Below are 24507 nucleotides of genomic sequence, written 5' to 3' on the forward strand. Positions count from 1 at the left end.
TGCGCGACCGCGACGCCCTTGGGGCGGCCGGTCGAGCCGGAGGTGTAGATGACGTAGGCGACATGGTCCGGCGAGAGCGGCGCGATGCGGTCGGCGTCGGTGATCGGCAGATCGTCGGCGTCCTCGACATTGCCGGTCTCCACGGCGAATCCGTCGAGCACCACGGCGGGCAGGTGGCCGGGCACGGTCACCTGGACGGTGGAGTCGAGCACCACGCTGGTGGGCCGGGAGTCCTCGAGCACGTAGGCGATGCGCTCGGCCGGGTAGGTCGGGTCGACCGGCACGTACCCGGCGCCGGTCTTGACCACGGCCAGCAGCGCGACGACCAGATCCAGCGAGCGCGGCAGGATCACCGCGACCAGCGATTCGGGCCCGGCGCCGTCGGCGATCAGCCTGCGCGCCAACACATTCGCGCGCCGGTCCAGCTCGGCGTAGGTCAGCGATTCCACGCCGAACTTGGCGGCGATGCGGTCCGGGTAGGCGACCGCAGCGGCGTCGAACAGGTCGACCAGCGTGGTGTGCTTGTTGCCGAACAGGCCACGGCGATGGCCCGCCGGGGCGGTGGCGTCGTGGACGACGGGCAGACCGATGGCGTCGGCACCGGAGGACACCCAGCGCTGGGCGACATCGCGCTGCTCGGCCTCGCCGAGCAGGTCGATGTCGCCGACGATCACGTCCGGGTTCTCCGCGACGCCGCGCAGGATGCGCACCAGGCGGTCACCGAAGGCGGCGACGGTCTCGGCGTCGAACAGATCGGTGGCGTAGTTCCACGACAGCGCCAGCGAGCCGTCGGCGGCCTCGCCCACGGTGAGCTGCACATCGAATTTGGCTGTGCCCGGGTCGAAGTCGACGACATCGAGATCCAGGCCCGGCAGTGCGACGGTGCCCGCGTCGGCGGCGGTGGCCGCCTCGAAGGTGAGCGCCACCTGGAACAGCGGGTGGTGCGCCTGTGAGCGGGTGGGGCTGAGCACGTCGACGAGCCGTTCGAAGGGCACGTCGGCATTGGCGAAGGCCGACAGGTCGACCTTGCGGACTTGGTCGAGCAGGTCGCCGAAGCTGGCGCCGAGGTCGACCTCGCTGCGCAGCACCAGGGTGTTGACGAACATGCCGACCAGGTCGTCGAGCGAGCGCTCGCCGCGACCGGCGATCGGGGTGCCGATGGCGATGTCGGTGCTGTTGGACAGGCGCGCGGCCCAGGTCGCCAGGGCCGCGTGCATCACCATGAACAGCGTGACGCCACGGGCCTTGGCGATCTCGGTGAGCGCCCGGTGCAGGGGTGCGTCGACCGAGAACCGGTACAGGTCACCGGCATTGGTGGCGATCTCGGGCCGCGGCCGGTCGGCGGGCAGCTCGAGCTGGTCGGGCAGATCCCGCAGCTGCTCGGTCCAGTAGGCGAGCTGGCTGGCCGCGACCGACTCCGGATCGCTCTCCTCGCCGAGCACCTCGCGCTGCCACAGCGTGTAGTCGGCGTACTGCACCTCGAGCGGGGCCCACGCGGGCACCTCGCCACGGGCGCGTTCGGTGTAGGCCACCACGACATCCCGCAGCAGCGGACGCAGCGAGAAGCCGTCACCGCTGATGTGGTGCACGACGAGCACGGCCACGTGGGTCCGCTCGTCGACGCGCAGCAGGCTCGCGCGGAAGGGCACCTCGCGGGTGACGTCGAAGTGCGCGCTCGCCAGGTCGACGACGCGGGCAACCACGTCACCGGCGTTCACCGGCTGGGCGGGCAGCGCGAAGCGGACCTCGTCGGCGGGCAGGATCTGCTGGTAGCCCGCGCCCTCGATCTCCGGGTAGAAGGTGCGCAGCGATTCGTGCCGCGCGGTGACGTCGGCGATGGCGGCTTCCAGCGCGGCCACGTCGAGCTCGCCGGTCAGCCGGATGGCGACCGGGATGTTGTTGACCGCGGTGCGGTTGTCGAAGCGGTTGAGGAACCACATCCGCTGCTGGGCCTGCGAGAGCGGCACCAGCTCCGGGCGCGGCCGGGCGACCAGCGGGACGCGGCCGCCGCGACCGGTGGCGGTCTCCACCCGCGCGGCCAGCGAGGCCACGGTCGACGCTTCGAACAGCGCGCGCAGCGGCACCTGGGTGTCCAGGGCCTCGGACAGGCGCGCGGCGACCCGGGTGGCGATCAGCGAGTTGCCGCCGAGCTCGAAGAAGTCGTCGTCGAGGCCGACCTGACCGGCGCCGAGCACCTCGGCGAAGGTGGCGGCGACGATCTGCTGCACCGGAGTGACCGGCGCCTGGAAGGTGCGCGCGGCGAACACCGGCGCGGGCAGCGCCTTGCGGTCGAGCTTGCCGGAGGCGTTGAGCGGGAAGGCGCTGAGCACCACGTAGGCGGCGGGCACCATGTACACCGGCAGCTCGGCACCGAGGGCGTCCTTGACCGCGTCGGTGTCGACGGTGGCCCCCGTCTCCGGGATGACGTAGGCGACCAGCTGGTCGCCGGTGCGCTCGTCGGCGCGGACCACGACCACCGACTGGGCGATGGTGGGCAGCGCGGTGAGCGCCGACTCGATCTCGCCGAGTTCGATGCGCAGACCGCGCAGCTTCACCTGGAAGTCGGTGCGGCCCAGGTATTCCAGCTCACCGTGCTCGGTCCAGGTGACCAGGTCACCGGTGCGGTACATGCGCTCGCCGGGCGCGAACGGGTCGGCGACGAAGCGGTCCATGGTGAGGTCGGGGCGCCCGACGTAGCCGTGGGCCAGCTGCACGCCCGCGAGATAGAGCTCACCCGCGACACCCACCGGCACCGGCCGCAGCCGCGAATCCAGCACGTAGAGACGGGTGTTGAAGACCGGCGCGCCGATCGGCACGGTGTCGAGGTCGGCGTCGGTGACCTCGTGGAAGGTCACGTCGACCGCGGCCTCGGTGGGGCCGTACAGGTTGTGCAGGGCCGCGCCGGTCAGTTCGCGCAGGCGCTGCGCGGTGGGCGCGGGCAGCGCCTCACCGGAGGCGAACACATTGCGCAGCGAGACACACTCGGCGGCAAGGGGTTCGGTGACGAACACGGCCATCATCGACGGCACGAAGTGCACGGTGGTGACCTGCTCGGCGGCGATGAGCCGGGCCAGGTAGGCCGGGTCGCGATGCCCGTCGGGCTTGGCCACGACCAGGCGCGCGCCGACCTGCAGAGGCCAGAAGAACTCCCACACCGACACGTCGAAGGTGGCGGGGGTCTTCTGCAACACCACGTCGTCGGCGGCCAGGCCGTAGGCGGCGTGCATCCACACCAGCCGGTTGACGATGGCCGCGTGGCTCACCGCCACACCCTTCGGGCGGCCGGTGGAGCCGGACGTGAAGATGACGTAGGCGGTGTTGCCCGAGCGCAGCGGGCGGTGCCGGTCGGCGTCGGTGACCGGTTCGGCCGAATGACCGGACAGGTCCAGCTCGTCGATGCGTACCTCGCGACCGGCCGCGGCGGGCAGGCTCTCGCCGGAGGTGAGCACGCAGACCGGCTGGGCGGTGTCGAGGATGTGTTCGATGCGCTCGGCCGGGTGATCGGGGTCCAGTGGCACGTAGGCGCCACCGGCGGCCGAGACCGCGTACATGCCGACCAGCAGGTCGATCGAACGCCGCATGCCCAGGGCCACATAGCTTTCCGGGCCGACCCCGGCGTCCTTGAGCCAACGCGCCAGCTGACGCACCCGGCCCGCGAACTCGGCGTAGGACAGACTCGTCCCCTCGAAGGTGAGGGCGGTCGCGTCGGGCGTGCGCGCGACCTGGGCCTCGAAGAGGGCGTGCAGGGTGGCCGGGTCGTCCTCGCTGGGGGTGCTCAGCGCGGCGTCGGTGGCGAACTCGGTGTCGTTCCAGCGGTCGAGCACCAGCGTGCGCTCGGCGGCGTCGAGCAGTTCGATGTCACCGACGGCGGCCGAGGGGTCGGCCACGATGGCGGTGAGCACGCGCAGCAGACGGGCGCCGAAGGTGGCCGCGAAGCTCGCGTCGAAGAGGTCGGTGGCGTAGACGAGCTCGGCGTCGAGGTGGCTGTCGTCGTCGGCCGGGACCTCGCTGAGCGCGAGTTGCAGGTCGAACTTGGCGGTGTGCTGGTCGATGCCCAGCTCGGAGACCGTCAGGCCGGGCAGTTCCAGGGTGGTGCGGCCCAGGTTCTGGAACGAGAGCATCACCTGGAACAGCGGGTGCCGCGACTGCGAACGCGCAGGGTTGAGCACCTCGACCAGGCGCTCGAACGGCACGTCGGCATGCGCGAAGGCGGCCAGGTCGCGTTCGCGGACCTGGGTGAGCAGCTCGGTGAACGAGGCGGCCGGGTCGACCTCGGCGCGCAGCACCAGGGTGTTGACGAACATGCCGACCAGGTCGTCGAGCGCCTGCTGGCCACGACCGGCCACCGGGGTGCCGATGGCGATGTCGGCGGTGCCCGACAGGCGCGAGAGCAGCACGGCGAAGGCGCTGTGCACCACCATGAACAGGGTGGTGCCGCGCTGGTGGGCCAGCTGGTTGAGCGCTTCCACCAGCTCGCCCGGCACCTCGAAGCGGTGCGTGCCCGCCTGGTAGGTGGCCTGCGCGGGCCGCGACTTGTGGCCCAGGCGCAGCTCGTCGGGCAGGTCGGCCAGCGCGTCGCGCCAGTGGTCGAGCTGCTCGGAGATCAGCGAGGTGGGGTCGTTCTCGTCGCCGAGGGTCTCGCGCTGCCACAGCGCGTAGTCGACGTACTGCACCTCCAGCGGGGGCCAGCCCGGCTCGGCATTGGCGGTGCGAGCCACGTAGGCGGTCATCAGGTCGCGCACCAGCGGGCGCAGCGAGAAACCGTCGGCGGCGATGTGGTGGACCACCATCACCAGCACGTGCTCGCGTTCGCCGAGCTCGTAGACGCGCAGACGCACCGGCGCGGCGGCGGTGACGTCGAAACCGCGACGGGCGAACTCGTAGAGCGAGATCGCCATATCGGTCTCGTCGGCCTCGATCAACTCCACGTCGGGAATCGAGACCGCGGCGGCCAGGACCTTCTGGTAGGCCGTGCCGTCATGCGACGGGTAGACCGTGCGCAGCGATTCGTGCCGGGCGATCACGTCGGCGACCGCGCCGCGCAGGGCGGGCAGGTCGAGCAGGCCCTGCAGGCGCACCGCGACCGGGATGTTGTAGGTCCCGGAGTCGCCGGTGTCTGCCAGGTCGAAGCGGTTGAGGAACCACATGCGCTGCTGCGCGAGCGACAGCGGCGGATGCTCGGGCCGCTGCCGCGCGGTGAGCTCGGCGCGCAGACCGGTGCCCGCGTGCGACTCCACCCGCGCCGCGAGCGCGCCGACGGTGGGCGCCTCGAACAGGGTGCGCACGCCGACCTCGGCGTCGAGCGCCTTGCTCAGGCGCGCGGCCACCTGGGTGGCGACCAGCGAGTTGCCGCCCAGGGCGAAGAAGTCGTCGTCCACGCCGACGCGTTCGGCGCCGAGCAGTTCGGCGAAGATCTCCGCGACGATCTCCTCGATCGGCGTGGAAGGCGCGCGGAAGACCTTGGCCTCGAACACCGGCGCGGGCAGCGCCTTGCGGTCGAGCTTGCCGGAGGCGTTGAGCGGGAAGGCCTCCAGCACCACCAGCGCCGAGGGCACCATGTAGGCGGGCAGTTCGGCGGTGACGCCCGCCTTCACCGCGGCCACGTCCAGGGCCGAATCCGGTTCGGGCACCACGTAACCCACGAGCTGATCGCCCGCGTGCGCGTCGGCGCGCACTACCACGACCGACTGGGCGACACCCGGCTGGGCCAGCAGCGTGGCCTCGATCTCGCCGAGCTCGATGCGCAGACCGCGCAGCTTCACCTGGAAGTCGGTGCGGCCCAGGTAGTTCAGCTCGCCGTCGCGGGTCCAGGTGACGAGGTCACCGGTGCGGTACATGCGCGACCCGGCCTGCCCGTACGGGTTGGCCACGAAGCGGTCGGCGGTGAGGTCGGCGCGGTTGAGGTAGCCGACGGCGAGCTGTTCGCCCGCCAGATACAGCTCACCCGCGACACCGGGGGCCACCGGGTGCAGCCGCGAATCCAGCACGAACACCTTGGTGTTCCACACCGGACGACCGATCGGCACCGACTCCACATCGGCGTCGACGACCTCGTGATAGGTGACGTCGACGGCGGCCTCGGTGGGGCCGTACAGATTGTGCAGGCGGGCACCGGTCAGCTCGCGCAGGCGCTGTGCGGTGGGCGCGGGCAGCGCCTCACCGGAGGCGAACACCTGACGCAGCCGCACCGCGCTGCCGTTGCCGTTGTTGCCCAGCGTGGACACGAACACCGACAGCATCGAGGGCACGAAGTGCGCGGTGGTGATGCTCCGCTCGGCGATGACCTGCGCCAGGTACACCGGGTCGCGGTGGCCGTCGGGCTTGGCGACGACCAGGCGCGCGCCGGTCTGCAAGGGCCAGAAGAACTCCCACACCGACACGTCGAAGGTGGCGGGGGTCTTCTGCAGCACCGCGTCGGCGGCGTCGATCGGGTACTCGTGCTGCATCCACAGCAGGCGGTTGACGATCGCCGCGTGATCCACGGCCACGCCCTTGGGGCGGCCCGTCGAACCCGAGGTGAAGATGACGTAGGCGGTATTGGTGGCCCGCAGCGGGCGGATGCGCTCGGCGTCGGTGATCGGCGCGGCGCCGAAATCGGCGGGCAGCTCGATGTTCTCGACGGCCAGCACCGTGGCGCCGTCGGCCTCGAAGCCGTCGCGGCGAGTGGTGAGCACCAGTCGCGGCCGCGCGGTCTCGAGGATGTGGCCGATGCGGTCGGCGGGCTGATCCGGGTCCAGCGGCACATAGGCCGCACCGGTCTGCAGCACCGCGTACATGGCGACGACGAGTTCGGTGGAGCGCCGGATGGCCAGTGCCACATGCGAACCCGGGCCGACGCCCTCGGCGATGAGCTTGCGGGCGATGCGGTTGGCCCGTTCCTGCAGCTCGCGGTAGGTCAGTTCCTCGTGCTCGAAGACCAGCGCGACCGCGTCGGGGGTGCGCTCGACCTGCGCGTCGAACAGCGAGACCAGGGTGGCCTCGGGCACCGCGCGGGCGGTGTCGTTCCAGTCGACGAGGACCTGCGCGTGCTCCTCGGGCGCGAGCAGATCGATGTCACCGACGGCGACCTCGGGGTCGGCGACGATGGCGGCGAAGATGTTGTCCAGGCGCCGCGCGAAGGCGGCGATGGTGGATTCCTCGAAAAGGTCCAGCGCGTAGGAGAACTCGGCGGACATGCCACCGGCCTCGCCGTCGGTGTCCTGCACCTCGGTCAGGGTGAGCTGCAGGTCGAACTTGGCCAGCTGGGAGTCGTAGTCGATGCCGCTGACCGACAACCCGGGCAATTGCAGCGAGGCCTGCTTGTTGTTCTGGAACGACAGCATCACCTGGAACAGCGGGTGGCGCGCCTGCGAACGCGGCGGGTTGAGCACCTCGACGAGCCGCTCGAACGGCACGTCGGCGTGCGCGAACGCCTGCAGGTCGGTCTCGCGGGCCTGGTCGAGCAGGGTCGCGAAGGACACGGCGCCCTCGACCTGCGAGCGCAGCACCAGGGTGTTGACGAACATGCCGACCAGGTCGTCGAGGGCCTGGTCGCCACGACCGGCCACCGGGGTGCCGATGGCGATGTCGCTGGTGCCGCTGGCGCGGGCCAGCAGCACGGCCAGCGCGCTGTGCATGACCATGAACAGCGAGGCGTTGTAGCGGCGGCCCAGTTCGACCAGGGCACGCTGGGTGTCACCGGAGATGACGAAGCTGTAGGTGCCACCCCGGTAGGTGGCCACCGGCGGACGCGGGTGGTCGGCCGGGAGCACCAGTTCGTCGGGCAGATCGGCGAGTTCGCGGGCCCAGTAGTCGATCTCGGAGGAGATCAGCGACTTCGGGTCGTCCTCGGAACCGAGCACCTCGCGCTGCCAGAGCGCGTAATCGGCGTACTGGACCGGCAATTCGGCCCAGGTCGGCGCCTCCCACGAGGTGCGCGCGGCGTAGGCGACGATGACATCGCGCGACAGCGGCGCCATCGACCAGCCGTCGGCGGAGATGTGGTGCACCACCATGCCGAGCACGTACTCGGTCTCGCTGATCTCGAAAAGCCGTGCGTGCAGCGGCACTTCGCTGGTCACGTCGAAGGCCATCGACGCCAGGTCGATCAGGTGGTCGATGAGGTTGTCCTCGGTGACCCGGTACGGGGTCAGGTCGGGGACGATCTGGGCGGCGTCGAGCACCACCTGTACCGGGCCGTTGCCCGACTCGGGGAACACCGTGCGCAGCGACTCGTGCCGGTCGATCACGTCGATCACGGCGACCTGCAACGCGGCCACATCCAGCTCACCGGAGAGCCGGATGGCGACCGGGATGTTGTTGACCGCCGAGGCGGTGTCGAAGCGGTTGAGGAACCACATGCGCTGCTGGGCCAGCGACAGCGGCACCAGATCCGGCCGCTCGCGCGCCACCAGCGCCTTGCGGGCACCGTCACCGGCCTGCGATTCCACCCGCGCGGCCAGTGCCGCGACGGTGGGCGCCTCGAACAGCATGCGCACGGGCACCCGGGTGTCCAGGGCGATGCCGATGCGGGAGGCCACCTGGGTGGCGATCAGCGAGTTGCCGCCGAGTTCGAAGAAGTCGTCCTCGACGCCGACGCGGCTCAGTTCGAGCACGTCGGCGAAGACCTGCGCGACGATCTGCTCGATCGGGGTGGTGGGCGCGCGGAACTCACGCACCTCGAACACCGGCGCGGGCAGCGCGCGGCGGTCGAGCTTGCCGTTCACGGTCAGCGGGATGGCCGCCAGCACCATGATCGAGGACGGCACCATGTAGGCGGGCAGGCGCTGGGCGACATGGTCGGTGAGCGCGGGGACATCGATCGAACTGCCCGGCACCGCAACGACATAGGACACCAGCGAGGTACTGCCGCCCTTGTTCTTGTGGCCGATGCTGACCGCGAAGTCGACGGTCTCGTGCGAGGCCAGGGCCGAGTCGATCTCACCCAGTTCGATGCGGAAACCGCGCACCTTGACCTGGAAGTCGGAGCGGCCGACGTATTCGACATTGCGGTCGGCGGTCCAGCGCACCACGTCACCGGTGCGGTACATCCGCTGGCCGGGCGCGTAGGGGTTGGCGACGAAGCGATCCGAGGTCAGCGCGGGGCGCGCGTGGTAGCCGCGCGCCATGCCGACGCCGCCGATGTAGAGCTCACCGGCCACGCCCACCGGCACCGGGCGCAGGCGGTCGTCGAGGATCAGGGTGTGGACGCCACGGATGGGTCCACCGATGACGACCCGCTCCCCCGGGATCAGACCCTCGGACAGGTTCGAGGCGATGGTGGTCTCGGTCGGGCCGTAGACATTGCCGAGCATGCGGCGCGAGCCGTCGGGCAGCGGCACCGCCCACTTGGTGACCAGCTCCGGCGGCACCGCCTCGCCACCGGCCGCGAGCACCCGCAGGTGATCGAGGCCGCGGGCGTCGAAGGTGGCCAGCGCGGCCGGGGTGACGAAGGCGTGGGTGACCTGCTCGGTGATGAGGATGTCGCGCAGTTCCTCACCGCCGTACACCCCCGGCGGCACCACGACGAGCGTGCCACCGCGACCCAGCGCGAGCAGCAGCTCCAGCACCGAGGCGTCGAACGACGGCGAGGCGAAATGCAGTGCGCGGGTATCGGTGTCGAGCGAGTACAGCTCGATCTGCTCGGCGCAGAAGTTGGCGACGCTGGCGTGGGTCACCACGACGCCCTTGGGCACACCGGTGGAACCGGAGGTGTAGATCAGGTACGCGGGCTGGGCCGGATCGGTCGGACGGACCAGTTCGCGCGGGGCCAGCGGGGCATCGGAGATGTCGTCGAGATCGATGTCGTCGATCTCGAGCCAGCGCACGGTATCGGGCACCTCGCCGATCTCGGCGCTCACCGTGATACCGACGGACACACCGGCATCGGCGATCATGTGCGCGATGCGGTCGGCCGGGTAGTTCGGGTCGACGGGTACGAACGCGGCACCGGTCTTGGCGACCGACCACACCGCGAGCACCGACTCCAGCGAACGCGGCACGGCCACGGCGACGAAGTCCTCGGCGCCCAGACCCTGCTGGATCAGCAAGCGCGCCAACTGGTTCGAGCGGCGATCCAACTCGCCATAAGACACGGTCGCGAAGCGACTCGATGAGGGGTGGCGGTCGGGCGACGGGTGGGCCACAGCTGTCCCCTCGAACACCACGGCGGTGGCCTCGGTGTCGCGGGCGGCCTGGGCCATCAGCTGCGGCAGGGTGCGCGCCACGGCGGCGGGGGCGCCGTAGCGGGTGACCAGGTCGGTGCGCTCGGCATCGTCGAGGACGTCGATGGCGCCGACGGCGACCGCCGGGTCGGCCAGGATCGCGTCGAGCACGCGGCGCCAGCGCAGCAGCAGCTCTTCGACGGTGCTCTGATCGAACAGGTCCACGGCGTAGGTGAGCACGCCGGTCAGCCCCGAGAGCGAGCCGGTGGTGGTGTGCTCCTCGGTGAGCGTCCACTGCAGGTCGAACTTGGCCATGTCGACCTCGACCTCGTCGGCGCTGACCGTGAGACCGGGCAGCTCCAGCGTGCCGTGCGACATCTCCTGGAACGAGAGCACCACCTGGAACAGCGGGTGGCGCGCCTGCGAGCGCGAGGGGTTGAGGACGTCGACGAGCCGCTCGAAGGGCACATCGGCATTGGCGAAGGCCGACAGGTCGGTCTCGCGGGTGCGCGCCAGGAATTCGGTGAACGGCTGGGCCGGGTCGACGTCGGAGCGCAACACCAGGGTGTTGACGAACATGCCGATCAGGTCGTCGAGAGCCTGCTCACCACGGCCCGCGATGGGTGTGCCGACGGCGATGTCGGTGGTGCCGGACAGGCGCGCGAGCAGCACGGCCAGCGAGGCGTGCACCACCATGAACAGGGTGACGCCGTTGGCGCGGGCCAGCGCGGCGAGCTGGGCGTGGGTCTCGGCGTCGATATCGAAGCCGACGCGCGCGCCACGGAAGCTCTGCTGCTGCGGGCGCGGGCGGTCGCTGGGCAGGTCGAGCTGGTCGGGCAGGCCGTCGAGGGTGCGCTGCCAGTAGTCGAGCTGGCGCGCGGCCATCGAAGCGGGATCGCTTTCGGCACCGAGCAATTCGCGCTGCCACAGCGTGTAGTCGCGGTACTGCACCGGCAGCGGGGTCCACGCGGGCGCCTGCCCGGCCGACCGCGCCAGGTAGGCGGTGGCCACATCGCGGGCCAGCGGGCCGAAGGAGAAGCCGTCGGCCGCGATGTGGTGGACCACGAAGGCGACCGCGAATTCCGGTGTGCCATTGGTGGTTCCGCCGGTGACCTGGTAGATCCGCACGCGGATCGGCAGTTCCAGGGTGACGTCGAAGCCGGTGGAGGCGAACAGGATCAGCTCGTCACGCAGCAGCGACTGCTCGATCGGGATCACCGTGATACCCAGGTCGAACTCGTCGGGGCCGAGTACCTGCTGGAAGCCGCCGTCGGCGTCGGGGAAGACGGTGCGCAGCGATTCCTGGCGCACCACCACGTCGTCGAGCGCGGCGATGAGCGCGTCGACGTCGACGCGGCCCTTCATCCCCACGACGAAGGGCAGGTTGTAGGTGGGCGCGGTGGGGTCGAACTGGTTGATGAACCACATCCGCTGCTGGGCCAGCGACAGCGGCACCTGGTCGGGATGCGGCAGCGCGACCAGCGCCGGACGCGCGGCGGAAACATCTGCGGGCGTGATGGATTCGGCCCGCGCGGCCAGCCCGGCCACGGTCGGGGTCTCGAACAGCGCGCGCACACCCAGCTGGATGCCGAAGGCGGCGCCGATGCGGGCCACCACCTGGGTGGCGACCAGCGAATTGCCGCCGAGTTCGAAGAAGTTGTCGTCGGCGCCGACGCGTTCCTGGCTGAGCACATCGGCGAAGATGCCTGCCACGATCTGCTCGGACGGGGTGCGCGGAGCGCGGAAATCGCCTGCGGCGGCGCTGAACACGGGCTCGGGCAGGGCCTTGCGGTCCAGCTTGCCGGAGGTGTTGAGCGGGAACGCGTCGAGCACCATGATCGACGCGGGCACCATGTAGCTGGGCAGCTTCTCGGCGACGAAGCGGGTGAGCGTGGCCGGGTCGGCGGACTGGCCCGGGGCCGGTACCACGTAGGCCACCAGCTGCTGACCGGTGGCGGTGTCGACCACCAGCACGGCGGCCTGACTCAGGGTGGGGTGGGCCAGCAGATCGGTCTCGATCTCGCCGAGCTCGATGCGCTGACCACGGAACTTCACCTGGAAGTCGGTGCGGCCGATGTATTCCAGAACGCCCTCGGCGTTCCAGCGCACCAGGTCACCGGTGCGGTACATGCGTTCGCCGGGGCCGCCGACGGGGTTGGCGACGAAGCGGTCCGAGGTCAGGTCGGGGCGGCCGCGGTAGCAGCGGGCCAGCTGACGGCCCGCCAGATACAGCTCACCCGGGGCACCGATCGCGGCCGGGCGCAGCCGCGAATCCAGCACGTAGACTTCGACATTCCACTCGGGGATACCGATCGGCACCGTGACGGTGTCGGCCTCGGTGGCCTCCCAGTAGGTGACCGATACCGCGGCCTCGGTGGGGCCGTAGAGGTTGTGCAGCCCGGCGGTGGAGATCGCGCGCAGACCCGCGGCGGTCTCCGGCGGCAGCGCCTCACCGATCACGAAAACCGCGCGCAGCGTGGCACATTGGGCCTGGGTGGCGTGCGCGACGAAGACCGTCAGCATGGACGGCACGAAGTCGGTCACGGTGACGCCGTGGCGTTCGATCATGTCCGCGACGTAGAGCGGGTCGCGGTGGCCGTCCGGCGAGGCGATGACCAGCTTGGCGCCGACCATCAGCGGCAGGAAGTAGCCCCACAGCGACACGTCGAAGGTGGTGGCGGTCTTCTGCAGGTAGACGTCGTCGGCGGTGAGCGCGTACTCGTCGAGCATCCACAGCTCTTGGTTGACGATCGCGTGATGGGTCACGGCCACGCCCTTGGGGCGGCCGGTGGAGCCCGAGGTGTAGATGACGTAGGCGGTGTTGTCCGGGCGCAGCGGCGCGAGCCGGTCGGCGTCGGTGACCGGGGCCTCGGCGAAGGCGGCGGTGTCGAGGGTGTCGATCTCGACGCGGGCGACCGTGGCGGGCAGGTCCAGCTCGTCACCGGTGGTGGTCAGCACACAGACCGGTGCCGCGGACTCGAGGATGTAGGCGGTGCGGTCGGCGGGGTGGTCCGGGTCGATCGGCACGTAGGCGCCACCGGCGCGCAGCACCGCGTGCATACCGATCACCAGGTCCAGCGAACGGCGCATGCCGAGCGCGACCAGCGACTCCGGGCCGACACCGTCGGCGATCAGGAACCGGGCCAGCCGGTTGACCCTGGCACCGAACTCGGCGTAGGTGAGGGTCTCGCCCTCGAAGTCCAGGGCGATGGCGTCGGGAGTGCGCGGGATCTGCGCGTCCAGCAGCGCGGGCAGGGTGGTGGCGGGAACCTCGTGGGCCGAGTCGTTCCACTCGGTCAGCGAGCGTTCCAGCTCGGCGGTGCCGGTGACGGGCAGGCGCCAGACCGGCAGCGCGGCGTCGGCGGCCAGGAACCGCTCGAAGAACTCGAGGAAGCGGGCGTGGTGGGTGGCCGCGTCGGCCGCCGAGTAGAGGTTGGGGTTGGTCTCGAAGTCGATGTGGGAGCGGGTGCCGCCGTGCGACTGGTAGAAGTTGACGCCCAGGTCCTCGATCGAGCCGGTGGACAGCACATTGAGGGTGCCGTCCATCTCGCCGAAGCGCAGCTCGTTATCGAAGAGCATGATGTTGACCCACGGGCCGAAGAACTCGGTGGCGACCATGCCGTCACCGGCGGAGTCGCGGCGGATGTCCTCGTGGCGGTAGCGCTGGTGACGCAGCGCGCCGGAGACCTCGGTGGTGACCGCGCGCAGCAGCTCGGCCACGGTGGTGTCGTGGCCCACACGCAGGCGCAGCGGCACGATATTGGAGGTCACACCGCCCGAGCGGCGCATCACGGCGGTGGTGCGGCCGGTGACCGGCAGGCTCAGGATCACGTCCTGGGTGCCGGTGATCTGGGCCAGGTACGCCGCGAAACCGGCGATGAGCAGCGGCGCGGAGGTGGTGTCGTGGCGGGCGATGGCCTCGCCGAACACCGCGTCCTGGGCCGGGCTCAGGGCCGCGCTGGTGACGTCGTTGACCGGCGAGGGCGGCGCGGAACGGCCGGTGAGGCTGCTGCCCTCTTCCAGCCCGGCGACGCGCTGGGCCCAGTGCGCCTTGTCGGACTCGAAGCGGGAGCTGTCGCGGTAGGCGATCTCCGAGTCGTAGAGGGTGCGCAGGTCGGTGGCCTTGTTGGCCGGGGCCTCGGTGCCGGTGACGGCCGCGGTGTAGAGCTGTGCCGTGCGGTTGACGAAGTTGTTGGCGCCGAAACCGTCGAGCACGATGTGGTGGACGCGGGCGTACCAGTACCAGCGCTCGTCCTCGAGCTGCAGCGCGGCGGCCTGGACCAGGCGGTCGGCGACGATGTCGAGCGGGCGGCTGTACTCGCGGCGCATCCACTCGGCGGCGGCGGCCTCGGGGTCGGCTTCGCCACGCAGGTCGACGTAGATGAGGGTGTCGTCCTGGGTGAGGTCGACGGTCTGCATGGGTTCGCCGTCGATCTCGACGATGCGCAGGAAGCCGGACTGCTGCTCGGCGGCGGCCTCGGAGCTGACGCGTTCGAGCACCGCCACGTCGAGGTGGCCGCGCAGGTCGACGTACTGGGCGATGTTGATCGGCACCTGTGGGTCGACGTGCTGCGCGTACCAGATACCCAGCTGTGCGGGCGAGAGCGGGAAGTACTCCTCGCCGTTTCCGCCGAAATCCAGCCGGTCCAACCCAAACCTCGCTTCCGGAACACCCGTGCAGGCGCTCCCCGACGACACCGGAACGCAGGCGCCGCTGCCGAACTAGCGTGGCGCCTGCGTCTCGGGTTCAATTCTCGAAATCAATCAGGCAAAAATGTCCATTGGCACTATCTGTCGGCCCGGCCGATCTTGTTACATGGCTGAGACCATGCTCGGGATCGACAGCCCGGCAGCGCCGGTGTGCTCTTCGCAAACCATCGCACCAATCTACCGGTGCGCCCGCCCGGCAACCAACCACGTCCATAGCTGGATGACATAGCCCCAGGTAAACCGAGAGCGACCGGTTAGCTGACGCTTGTCTACGCGCTCACATCGTCGCGGGAGCCCGTCCGCACCGAACCGACTGAGGCGTGGATCACACCGACTGGTCGGTAGCTGATCTCGATCGGGCGGGGTCGTAGAGGTGGGATTGCGCACAATCGATCGACGGGGTGAGAGCTCGGCCGACGAGGATGACGGCGGCCTGGCGCAGGCCCGCGGACTCGACCTGGTCGGCGATGTCGGTGAGGGTGCCGCGCAGGACGAGCTGTTCGGGTTGGCTGGCCCGGTAGACGACCGCGACCGGGCAGTCGGCGCCGTACGCCGCGACCAGTTCCTCCGCGAGAACCCGGACGCGGGTGATGGCCAGGTGCAGGACGAGGGTGGCGCCGGTGGCGGCGAAGTCGGCCAGCGCCTCGCCAGCGGGCATCGCGGTCGAGCGGGCCTGGGTCCGGGTGAGAACGACTGATTGGACTACTTCGGGCACGGTCAGTTCGGTGCCGAGGGCGGCGGCGGCCGCGGCGTAGGCGGGCACGCCCGGGGTGACATCCCAGGGGACGCCCGCGGCGTCGAGGCGGCGGGTCTGTTCGGTGAGGGCCGAATAGATCGACGGGTCGCCCGAGCAGAGCCGGGCCACCTCGCGACCGGCCGCGTGGGCGGCGACGAGCCGCTCGGTGATCTGGTCGAGATCGAGGTGCTGGGTGTCGATCAGTTCGGTGCCGGGCGCGCAGTGCGCGAGGACCTCGGGGTCGAGATAGGTGCCCGCGTACAGGCAGACCGGGCTCTCGCGCAGCAGCGTGACCGCGCGCACCGTGAGCAGGTCGGCCGCGCCGGGGCCCGCCCCGATGAAATGCACCGTCATGGGCGCGAGTCTACGGTCGCCTCGCACCACCGCCCGCACCGCTGGTCAGCGCATTGCGCCGACCGGAGGCCGGTGGAGCAAGTATGTTCTGAATCCGTCGGCGCGGTGCCGATCACGGACGAGGGGGCGCGGTGCCACGATCGAGGAATACGCGACGAGGGATGGGTGCCGCGATCGCGTTGACAGCGCTGGCCGTGAGTGCCTGCGCGGGCCCGGCCCCGATCACGGGCCACCCGACCTCTTCGCTGGCGGAGTTCGTGCCCAGCGCCGAGAACCAGGACCCGTCGCTGACGATCCCCGGCATCGTCACCGCCGAACTCCCGCCCGGTCTGCACGTCACCAGCAAGCAGCGCGTCGCCTATCCGGAGATCCCGCCGCTGGGCGGACCGCACGACGCTCGCTGGGCCGCCTGCGACGGGGTCGTCTACGACACGGCTGTGCGCACCGAGAACCTGGTGCACTCCCTGGAGCACGGCGCGGTGTGGATCGCCTACGACCCGGCGAAGGTGAGCGCGGCGGGTCAGGAGACGTTACGCGCCAAGGTGATCGACAAGCAGTACACGGTGATGTCACCGATTCCCGGCATGGCCGACCCGATATCGCTGCAATCCTGGGGGCACCAGCTCAAACTCGACAGCGCCGACGACGACCGGATCGACCAGTTCATCACCGCGCTGCGCGAGAACCCCTACACCACACCGGAAGTCGGCGCGACCTGCTCGTCCCCGAGCTTCGACCGCACCGCCCCGCCGCCGTTCGACCCCACCGCGCCGGGCCCCGACGCGGTGCCGATGGACGGCTAACCCGTCATGTCGAAGTGCGCGACGACCTTCGTCGGCCGCACGCGCACCACCAGCTCCCCCGGCACGCCGTTGCGCTTGCCGAACTCCTCGGCCTTGTCCGGGCCCATGTACCGCCCGGCGATCGCCGTGGCGGTGCGGACCAGTTCCTCCGGGTCCTCGGAGAGGGTGACCGTGCCCTGGATCGTCACCAGCGCGTAGGGCGGTTCCTCGAGGTCCACGCACACCGCGATGCGTGGATCGCGGGCGAAGGCGCGGCCCTTGGCGGTGTCCTTGCCGGTGTTGAACACCAGTTCATCCCCTTCGAGGATGAACCAGACCGGCGTGACCATGGGCCGACCGTCGGCGGCGGCGAAGGCCACCTTCCCCGTCCGGGTGCCCTGAGACAGAAATTCGCGAACCTTGGGATCAGCGAGATTTGCCATACGCCCAGCGTAGGGCACATGGTCAGATGGCGCCCTGGGCGCGCGCGGTGGCGACGGCGGAGGTGCGGGACTTGACGCCGAGTTTGGCGTAGATGTGTACGAGGTGGGATTTGACGGTGGTCTCGCTGAGGAAGAGCCGCTTGGCGATGTCGCGGTTGGACAGGCCCGCCGCGACCAGCCGCAGCACCTCCACTTCGCGCGGGCTCAGGGTGGTGTCGGCGCGGCGGACGCGGGTCATCAGGCGGGAGGCGACCGTCGGGGACAACACGCTCTCCCCCGCCGCGGCCGCGCGCACGGCGGCCAGGAGTTCGGCGGGTGGGGTGTCCTTGAGCAGGTAGCCGACGGCACCGGCCTCGATGGCGCCGAGGATGTCGGCGTCGGTGTCGTAGTTGGTGACCACCAGGACGTTCGGCGGATCGGGCAGGGCGCGCAGCCCCGCGGTGGCCGAGGCGCCGGAGCGGCCGTCACCGAAGCGCAGGTCCATGAGGACCAGGTCGACCGGGGTGGCCGCGCAGAACGATACCGCCGCGTCGGCGTCGGCGACATCGCCCACGACGGTGATGTCCTCGGCGGCATCCAGGAGCGCGCGCAGCCCGGCGCGCACGATGGCGTGGTCGTCGGCGAGCAGCAGGCGGATCATCCGGCCGCTCCCAACGGGAAACTCACCGTGACGGCGGTGTGGCCCGGCTCGGATTCGATGGTCATCGCACCGCCTTGCTGTTCGACCCGGCTGCGGATGGCATGCAGGCCGAACGCACCGGCACGGGGGCCGCGCCCGGCGGTGTCCGCCGAGGGCGGTGCCACACGCGAGACGCGCAGGATCGCGGGGTCGATGCCGATGCCGTCGTCGACGATGTCGAGGTGCACATCGGTGTCGTCGTAGGTGAGCGTGACCCGCATGCGCGTGGCCTCGGCGTGCTGCACCACATTGGCGACCGCGCTCTGCGCGATCCGCACCAGCGCCGCCTCCACCGGCATGGGCAGTCGCTCCGGCTCACCTTCGATTAGCAGCTGGGTGGTCAGGGTGGGTGATTGCGCGCGATCGCAGATCCGGGCCAGCGCGTCGGCCAGTGACTGCCCGTCGAGGGCGGCGGGCGCCAATTCGTCGATGAGCCCGCGGGTTTCGGCCAGGTCTTCGGCGGCGGTCTCGCGGGCGAGCCGAATGCGGTCCAGCGCGGGATGATCCGGCGCCGCCTGCTCGGCCGCGTGCAGCAGGAGCTGGATGCTGCTGAGTCCCTGGGCGACGGTGTCGTGGATCTCCTTGGCCAGTCGTTCCCGCTCGGCCAACTTGCCCGCCGTGCGTTCCCGCTCGGCGAGAGCCGCTCTGGTACCGAGCAATTCGGCGATCAGCCGCTCCCGTTCGACGGCCTCGCGATACAGCGCCTGATAGCCGAGCCCAATCCCGATGGCCACCGCCGCCCCGAGTACCGGCCCCACCACCGCGGCCACCGACCACCCACGATGCGCCGCGAACCCGACGACACCGACCGCCGTCGCCAACAGCACCGCGACCAGCCCCCACACCCGGGGCAGCAGATGCAGATAGAGGAAGAACAACCCGAACGCCAGATACACCGCATCCGGTGTGAGCCCGAGCAGCGCCAGCCACAGCACGGTGAGCGCGGCCAGCCACCCCCACACCACCGGAGGGAGCGCCACCCGGTCAGAAGACGCGTCGGTGGCGGTCTTCGACCGGGACAGTTCCGTTCCGGCGAAATAGATCAGCAGCCAGACGACGGTCAGGGCGACCACGCCGATCCCGTGTCCCCCGCCGCCGGGCAGCACCGCGCGCACCGCGACCACCACGGCCAGCACCGTGACCAGCACGTGCAGGCCGAGCCGCAGGGTGGTGACGACCGGCGTCAAGGGCGAGGAGTGCACCCGACCAGCTTATGTGCGGCAACCGGAGGGGCATCCATCGAAAGGTGTAAACGCGGGCCGACGTTGGGTGGAGTGGGATTCGTGCGCCGGTGCGATGGCCGGGGCCGTCCGCGCGGCGAGAGTGGAGGCATGTTCGTCGCACTCCGAGATCTGCGGGCCGCTCGCGGCCGCTTCCTGTTGATCACCATCGTCGTCGTGCTGGTGGCGGTGCTGGTGAGCTTCCTCAGCGGGCTCACCGCCGGGCTGGCACACCAGAACATCTCGGCGGTCCAGGGCATCGCGGCCGACCGGGTGGTCTTCGCCGAGACCGGGACCGATCCGTCATTCGATTCCTCGGTACTCACCGAAGAACAGGTCGCGCGGTGGCGAGCGGTCGAGGGCGCGACGGTCGAGCCGATCGGCATCTCGCGGGCACGGGCCGAGCACGCGGGGGCGAGCCCGGTGCAGGTCGCGTTATTGGGTGGCGACGCGTCGGCCTTCGGCAATCACCCCGCAACCGGCCCCGGCACGGTGGTGTTGAGCGCGGCGGCGGCGCGGGAGCTGTCGGCGGGGGCGGGCGAGACCGTGCTGCTGGCTGGCCACGAATTCGACGTCGCCGCCATCGCCGGAGACGAGTGGTACAGCCACACGCCGGTCATCTGGACGAGCCTGGCCGATTGGCAGGCCGCCAGTCCCCGCTCGGGTGCGGCGACCGTCCTCGCGGTGAGCGGTTCGTCCGCCGATCTCGACACCGAGGCGGGCACCCGGACCGTGCCCGCGCGCGACGCTGTCGAGGCGATCGGCTCCTACCAGGCCGAGAACAGCTCGCTCACCCTGATGACACTGCTGCTGTTCGCCATCTCCGCGCTGGTCATCGGGGCCTTCTTCACGGTGTGGACGGTGCAGCGTCAGCCCGATATCGCCACCTTGAAGGCGCTCGGCGCGACCACCGGCGCGCTGGCCGTCGACGCCCTGGCACAGGCGGCGATCGTGCTGATCACGGGTGTGGCGGTCGGGCTCGGCATCACCGCGGCGACCTCGCTGTTGCTCGGCGACGCCATGCCGTTCGTACTCGCACTGTCGACCACGCTGGTCCCCGCGCTGGCCCTGATCGTGCTCGGACTGGCCGGTGCCGCCGTCGCCCTGCGCTTCCTGTTCACCACCGACCCCCTGACCGCACTCAGCGCGGCACGCTGACGGACGAACCGTCCGATGTCGGCGCCACCCACCAACCCGATCGAAGGACTCCCCATGGCACTGACACTCACCGATGTCACCCTCACCTACCCCGACGGCACGGCCCGCCTGACCGCGCTCGACCGCGTCTACCTGCAGGTCCCCGGCGGCACCATCGCCGCGATCACCGGCCCGTCGGGCTCGGGCAAGTCCAGTCTGCTCGCGGTGGCGGCCACGCTCATCCGCCCCGATTCGGGTCGCGTCGTCCTCGATACCGACACCGGCGGCACCGATCTCGCGACCCTGAGCAGGCGCGCGGCGTCCACCCTGCGCCGCACCGCGATGGGCATCGTGTTCCAGCAGCCGAATCTCATCCCCGCGCTGACGGCACGCGAACAACTCGAGGTCACCGCCCACCTCGGCGGTCGCTCCCAGCGCACCGGCGAAACACGTGCCCGCGCAACGGAACTACTCGCGGCAGTCGGCCTGGCCGAGCACGCGGACAAACGCACCGCCCAGCTCTCGGGCGGACAACGTCAGCGCGTCAATATCGCCCGCGCCCTCATGAACGACCCGGCCCTGCTCCTCGTCGACGAACCCACCAGCGCCCTGGACTCCGCACGCGGTGCCGCCATCCTCGACCTGATCACCACCATCGCCCGGCGACACCGGGCCGCCACCGTGCTGGTCACCCACGACCCCACCCACCTGCACCGCATGGACGCGGTCTACCGGATGACCGACGGCCGACTCACCACCGCGGACACCGCCGCCGCCCGCGCGTGACCGGCCAACCCGCCGCGCCCGCCCGGCGATCCGCCACCACTCGCACCACACCCCACGGGCACACTGAGCCGATGAGCGCACCCAGACAGCTGATCGTGGTCGACGCGGCCAATGTCATCGGCTCGCGGGCCGACGGCTGGTGGAAGGACCGCGCGGGCGCCGCCCGCCGCCTGCTGGCCGACCTGACGGAGTTGACCGCCCGCCTGCCCGACACCACCGACATCACCGTCGTCCTCGAAGGCGCCGCGAAACCGGCCGCCGACACCCCGACACCCCCGCGTCTGAAAGTCCTGCTCGCCGAAGGCTCCGGCGACGACAAGATCGTCGAAGCAGTCGCCGCCGCGACCACCTACCCCGACATCACCGTCGTCACCGCCGACCGCGAACTCCGCACCCGCGTCACCGCCCACAACGCCACCCCGGTCGGCCCGTCCTGGCTCCGCAACCAGCTCGGCTGAGGAACTCTCACGATTCCGATGGTCGCGCCACCGGGATAACAGAGACCATATTGTCGATCCCTTTGAAGTCATCGGGATTGGTGGTGAACAACGGCAGCCTGTGCACTGCGGCAACCGCCGCGATCATCAGATCGGCTTCCCGTCGACGTGGTTTGCGGCCGTACGCGATGACCCCTGCGGCGATGAGCCCGTAATGGCGTGCGGCATCGGCGTCGAACGGCAGTGGGTCGAACATGGCCTCGGTGCGTTGCAGGCGGGCGATGCGCCGTGCCCGTTCGATGGGGTCGTCGGTCTGATGCACACCGGCCGAGAGTTCGGCCAGGGTGACAGCAGAGGTCAACAGTTCGCCCGGCAACGATGCGCGCGCCAGCTGTTCCAGATGGATCAGAATGTTCGTATCCGCCAGACCACGCAGGTGCCGCGCGGTCACTCCGAGCCCTCGGCGGCGCGAAGATAGGCATCGAAGTGGGCGGACCCATCGATGTGTTCGAGTTGATCGGACCGGAAGCGGTCGGCGTCCATCGGTGGCAGATCACCGAACGCCTCGAACAGCTCGTCGACCGGTACGGATCGACGCCGACCCTGCCCGGCTGGCTGCTCGAGGTACTTGTCGATAGCGACCAGAGCGACCTGCTGCATCGAGGTGTGCTCGGCTTCCGCACGGCGCCGCAAGGCCGCAGCCTGTTCATCGGACAACCGCAAAGTCATAGCCATACATCCATGATACCGCGCGGTATCACCTAATCGTCAACGTCGTCCATCCCGAATAGCGCCGCCAGCGCCATCTGGCGAAGCACCGGCCGCGCCCTGCCCGCACTCGCGGCGGTGGCGCTGTGCGGGGTGGAGTTCAGGAGGCCGAAGGCGGCGTGGGCTTGGATGCGGGCGGATTCCTCGGTCAGGGCGGGGCTGAGGTCGCGCAGGACGCCGACCCATACCTCCACGTACTGCCGTTGCAGGCGGCGCAGGGTGCGGCGTTCGGGGGCGGGGACGTTGTCGAGGTCGCGGTCCTGGATGCGGATGAGTTCGGGGTCGTCGAAGGCGAAGTCGAGGTGGAACTCGACCAGGCCGGTAAGGGCCTCGGCCGGGGTGGAGGCGGTGGCGACGACCGCGCGGCCACCGTCGAGCAGCCGCTCGCTGACACCGACCAGCAGCTCGACCAGCAGCGCTTCCTTGTTCGCGAAGTGCCGGTAGACGGCCGGGCCGCTGATGCCGACCGCCGCGCCGAGATCGTCGAGGCGCACGCCGAGGAAGCCACGGTCGGCGATGAGCCGGGCCCCGGCGGCGAGCAGTTGCTCGCGACGCTGGGCTTTGAGCAGTTCGCGCCGGGTCGCCGGGACGGATTCGGTACTGGACATCCGGGCGCACCCTCTCGACTCTGGACAAACTCGGTTAGTCGAGATTAACCTGAATTTCAGTTATTGGCGATTAACCGGACGGCAGGATGGCGTGATGACGGTGACGCACGACCTCGACAGCGGTGCCGCGACCGCGACGAGCAACCGGGACGCGCACCGCGCCCTGGTCGACGACCTGCGGCAGCGGCTGGCGACGACCGCGCTCGGCGGCCCGGAGAAGTCCAGGCAGCGGCACGTGGCCAGGGGCAAGCTGCTGCCCCGCGACCGCATCGACGAGCTGCTCGACCCCGGCAGCCCGTTCCTCGAGCTGGCCCCGCTGGCGGGCAACGGCATGTACGACGACGAATGCCCGGGCGCGGGCGTCATCGCGGGCATCGGCCGCATCGCCGGACGCGAGTGCCTGGTGCTGGCCAACGACCCGACGGTCAAGGGCGGCACCTACTACCCCATCACCGTGAAGAAGCACCTGCGCGCGCAGGAAGTGGCCGCGCAGAACAATCTGCCGTGCGTGTACCTGGTGGAGTCCGGCGGCGGCTTCCTGCCCCGCCAGGACGAGGTGTTCCCCGACCGCGAGCACTTCGGTCGCATCTTCTACAACCAGGCGAACATGAGCGCCAAGGGCATCGCGCAGATCGCGGCGGTGCTCGGCTCCTGCACCGCGGGCGGCGCGTATGTGCCCGCCATGGCCGACGAGGCCGTCATCGTGCGCGACCAGGGCACCATATTCCTCGGCGGCCCACCGCTGGTGAAGGCGGCGACCGGCGAGGTCGTGACCGCCGAGGAACTCGGTGGCGGCCTGCTGCATTCGCGCACTTCCGGCGTCACCGACCACCTCGCCGACGACGATCGCGACGCGCTGCGCATCGTCCGCAAGATCGTCGGCACGCTCGGCCCCAAGCCCGAGGCGCCGTGGGAGGTGCTGCCCACCACCGCACCGGCCAAGGCCGAGGCCGAGCTCTACGACGTGGTCCCCGTCGACCCGCGCACGCCCTACGACGTACGCGAGGTGATCGACCGGATCGTCGACGGCGAGGCCGGATTCCACGAGTTCAAGGCCGAATACGGCAAGACCCTGGTCACCGGGTTCGCCCGCATCCACGGACATCCGGTCGGCATCGTGGCCAACAACGGCGTGCTGTTCAGCGAATCCGCCATGAAGGGCGCGCATTTCATCGAGCTGTGCGACAAGCGCAAGATCCCGCTGCTGTTCCTGCAGAACATCACCGGCTTCATGGTCGGACGCGACTACGAGGCGGGCGGCATCGCCAAGCACGGCGCCAAGATGGTCACCGCGGTGGCCTGCGCGCGGGTGCCGAAGCTGACGGTGGTGATCGGCGGCTCCTACGGCGCGGGCAACTACTCCATGTGCGGGCGCGCGTATTCGCCGCGCTTCCTGTGGATGTGGCCCAACGCGCGCATCTCGGTGATGGGTGGCGAACAGGCCGCCTCGGTGCTGGCCACCGTGCGCGGCGACCAGCTCGACAGCGCGGGCAAGCCGTGGTCGGAGGAGGATCAGGAGGCTTTCAAGGCCCCGATCCGCGAACAGTACGAGACCCAGGGCAACCCGTACTACGCGACCGCGCGCATCTGGGACGACGGCGTGATCGCCCCCACCGACACCAGAACCGTGCTCGGCCTTGCCCTTTCGGTGTGCGCGCAGGCGCCGCTCGAACCCGTTTCCTACGGCGTCTTCCGGATGTGAGTG

At 70.3% G+C, this 24507-nt stretch carries 13 protein-coding genes (1 of these 13 only partly in view); 6 read left to right on the top strand and 7 right to left on the bottom strand.

Features of this window, described 5'->3' with window-relative positions:
• Both QC180_RS05090 and cobM read right to left on the bottom strand, forming a co-directional pair.
• Nucleotides 1-14792: the 5' end (the start) of a non-ribosomal peptide synthase/polyketide synthase gene (locus QC180_RS05090; RefSeq protein ID WP_278261418.1), read on the bottom strand. 29011 nt of this gene lie to the left of the window's left edge; 14792 of the gene's 43803 nt are visible here — the first part of the coding sequence; it begins with the start codon at nucleotides 14790-14792; the stop codon falls past the left edge of the window.
• A 385-nt stretch (nucleotides 14793-15177) separates the two neighbouring features.
• Nucleotides 15178-15942, bottom strand: coding sequence for a precorrin-4 C(11)-methyltransferase (cobM, locus tag QC180_RS05095; RefSeq protein ID WP_278261419.1), 765 nt, complete (start codon nucleotides 15940-15942; stop codon nucleotides 15178-15180).
• Between the two features lie 161 nt (nucleotides 15943-16103).
• Here cobM and QC180_RS05100 point away from each other — a divergent pair, with 161 nt between their 5' ends.
• On the top strand, nucleotides 16104-16745 hold the full coding sequence (locus tag QC180_RS05100; protein WP_278261420.1) for a DUF3105 domain-containing protein: 642 nt from the start codon (nucleotides 16104-16106) through the stop codon (nucleotides 16743-16745).
• Here QC180_RS05100 and QC180_RS05105 read toward each other — a convergent pair.
• Genes QC180_RS05105 through QC180_RS05115 form a run of 3 tightly spaced genes read right to left on the bottom strand, consistent with a single transcriptional unit; the run spans nucleotide 16742 to nucleotide 19048 of the window.
• The gene (locus QC180_RS05105) at nucleotides 16742-17167 is read right to left on the bottom strand and encodes a PPOX class F420-dependent oxidoreductase (protein WP_278261421.1); all 426 of its coding nucleotides are present in this window, start codon (nucleotides 17165-17167) and stop codon (nucleotides 16742-16744) included. The two genes, QC180_RS05100 and QC180_RS05105, sit on opposite strands and share 4 nt — an antisense overlap.
• Before the next feature lie 22 nt (nucleotides 17168-17189).
• Entirely contained in the window at nucleotides 17190-17807 is a 618-nt protein-coding gene (locus QC180_RS05110; protein ID WP_278261422.1) for a response regulator transcription factor, read from the bottom strand.
• Complete coding sequence (locus tag QC180_RS05115) at nucleotides 17804-19048, bottom strand: sensor histidine kinase (RefSeq protein ID WP_278261423.1); 1245 nt, start codon at nucleotides 19046-19048, stop codon at nucleotides 17804-17806. Before QC180_RS05115 ends, QC180_RS05110 begins: the two co-directional genes overlap by 4 nt.
• A gap of 129 nt (nucleotides 19049-19177) precedes the next feature.
• On the opposite strand from QC180_RS05115, the gene QC180_RS05120 reads away from it, so the two are divergent.
• The 3 genes from QC180_RS05120 (at nucleotide 19178) to QC180_RS05130 (ending at nucleotide 21447) form a co-directional block, all read left to right on the top strand.
• Nucleotides 19178-20224, top strand: a complete 1047-nt coding sequence (locus QC180_RS05120) for an ABC transporter permease (RefSeq protein ID WP_278261424.1) — start codon at nucleotides 19178-19180, stop codon at nucleotides 20222-20224.
• Nucleotides 20225-20278: 54 nt separating this feature from the next.
• Nucleotides 20279-20989, top strand: coding sequence for an ABC transporter ATP-binding protein (locus QC180_RS05125; protein ID WP_278261425.1), 711 nt, complete (start codon nucleotides 20279-20281; stop codon nucleotides 20987-20989).
• A 71-nt stretch (nucleotides 20990-21060) separates the two neighbouring features.
• On the top strand, nucleotides 21061-21447 hold the full coding sequence (locus QC180_RS05130; protein ID WP_278261426.1) for an NYN domain-containing protein: 387 nt from the start codon (nucleotides 21061-21063) through the stop codon (nucleotides 21445-21447).
• Nucleotides 21448-21454: 7 nt separating this feature from the next.
• Here QC180_RS05130 and QC180_RS05135 read toward each other — a convergent pair whose 3' ends face one another.
• Nucleotides 21455-21877 carry a type II toxin-antitoxin system VapC family toxin gene (locus tag QC180_RS05135; protein ID WP_278261427.1) on the bottom strand — a complete coding sequence of 141 codons (423 nt, stop codon included), beginning with the start codon at nucleotides 21875-21877 and terminating at the stop codon, nucleotides 21455-21457.
• 53 nt (nucleotides 21878-21930) lie between these two features.
• Here QC180_RS05135 and QC180_RS05140 point away from each other — a divergent pair, with 53 nt between their 5' ends.
• Nucleotides 21931-22191: a hypothetical protein gene (locus QC180_RS05140; RefSeq protein ID WP_278261428.1), complete on the top strand. Its 261-nt coding sequence runs from the start codon at nucleotides 21931-21933 to the stop codon at nucleotides 22189-22191.
• Here QC180_RS05140 and QC180_RS05145 read toward each other — a convergent pair.
• Complete coding sequence (locus QC180_RS05145; RefSeq protein WP_278261429.1) at nucleotides 22188-22802, bottom strand: SACE_7040 family transcriptional regulator; 615 nt, start codon at nucleotides 22800-22802, stop codon at nucleotides 22188-22190. The genes QC180_RS05140 and QC180_RS05145 overlap by 4 nt on opposite strands.
• A gap of 94 nt (nucleotides 22803-22896) precedes the next feature.
• On the opposite strand from QC180_RS05145, the gene QC180_RS05150 reads away from it, so the two are divergent.
• Complete coding sequence (locus QC180_RS05150) at nucleotides 22897-24504, top strand: carboxyl transferase domain-containing protein (protein WP_278261430.1); 1608 nt, start codon at nucleotides 22897-22899, stop codon at nucleotides 24502-24504.
• Nucleotides 24505-24507 lie beyond the last annotated feature (3 nt).

This window comes from Nocardia anocheti (assembly GCF_029675105.1).
Taxonomy (GTDB): domain Bacteria; phylum Actinomycetota; class Actinomycetes; order Mycobacteriales; family Mycobacteriaceae; genus Nocardia.

Bases quoted from the DNA above. Each gene is read 5' to 3' on its own strand.
- cobM (WP_278261419.1), bottom strand. From the start codon at position 15,942: ATGACGGTGCATTTCATCGGGGCGGGCCCCGGCGCGGCCGACCTGCTC.
- QC180_RS05100 (WP_278261420.1), top strand. From the start codon at position 16,104: ATGGGTGCCGCGATCGCGTTGACAGCGCTGGCCGTGAGTGCCTGCGCG.
- QC180_RS05105 (WP_278261421.1), bottom strand. From the start codon at position 17,167: ATGGCAAATCTCGCTGATCCCAAGGTTCGCGAATTTCTGTCTCAGGGC.
- QC180_RS05110 (WP_278261422.1), bottom strand. From the start codon at position 17,807: ATGATCCGCCTGCTGCTCGCCGACGACCACGCCATCGTGCGCGCCGGG.
- QC180_RS05120 (WP_278261424.1), top strand. From the start codon at position 19,178: ATGTTCGTCGCACTCCGAGATCTGCGGGCCGCTCGCGGCCGCTTCCTG.
- QC180_RS05125 (WP_278261425.1), top strand. From the start codon at position 20,279: ATGGCACTGACACTCACCGATGTCACCCTCACCTACCCCGACGGCACG.
- QC180_RS05130 (WP_278261426.1), top strand. From the start codon at position 21,061: ATGAGCGCACCCAGACAGCTGATCGTGGTCGACGCGGCCAATGTCATC.
- QC180_RS05145 (WP_278261429.1), bottom strand. From the start codon at position 22,802: ATGTCCAGTACCGAATCCGTCCCGGCGACCCGGCGCGAACTGCTCAAA.
- QC180_RS05150 (WP_278261430.1), top strand. From the start codon at position 22,897: ATGACGGTGACGCACGACCTCGACAGCGGTGCCGCGACCGCGACGAGC.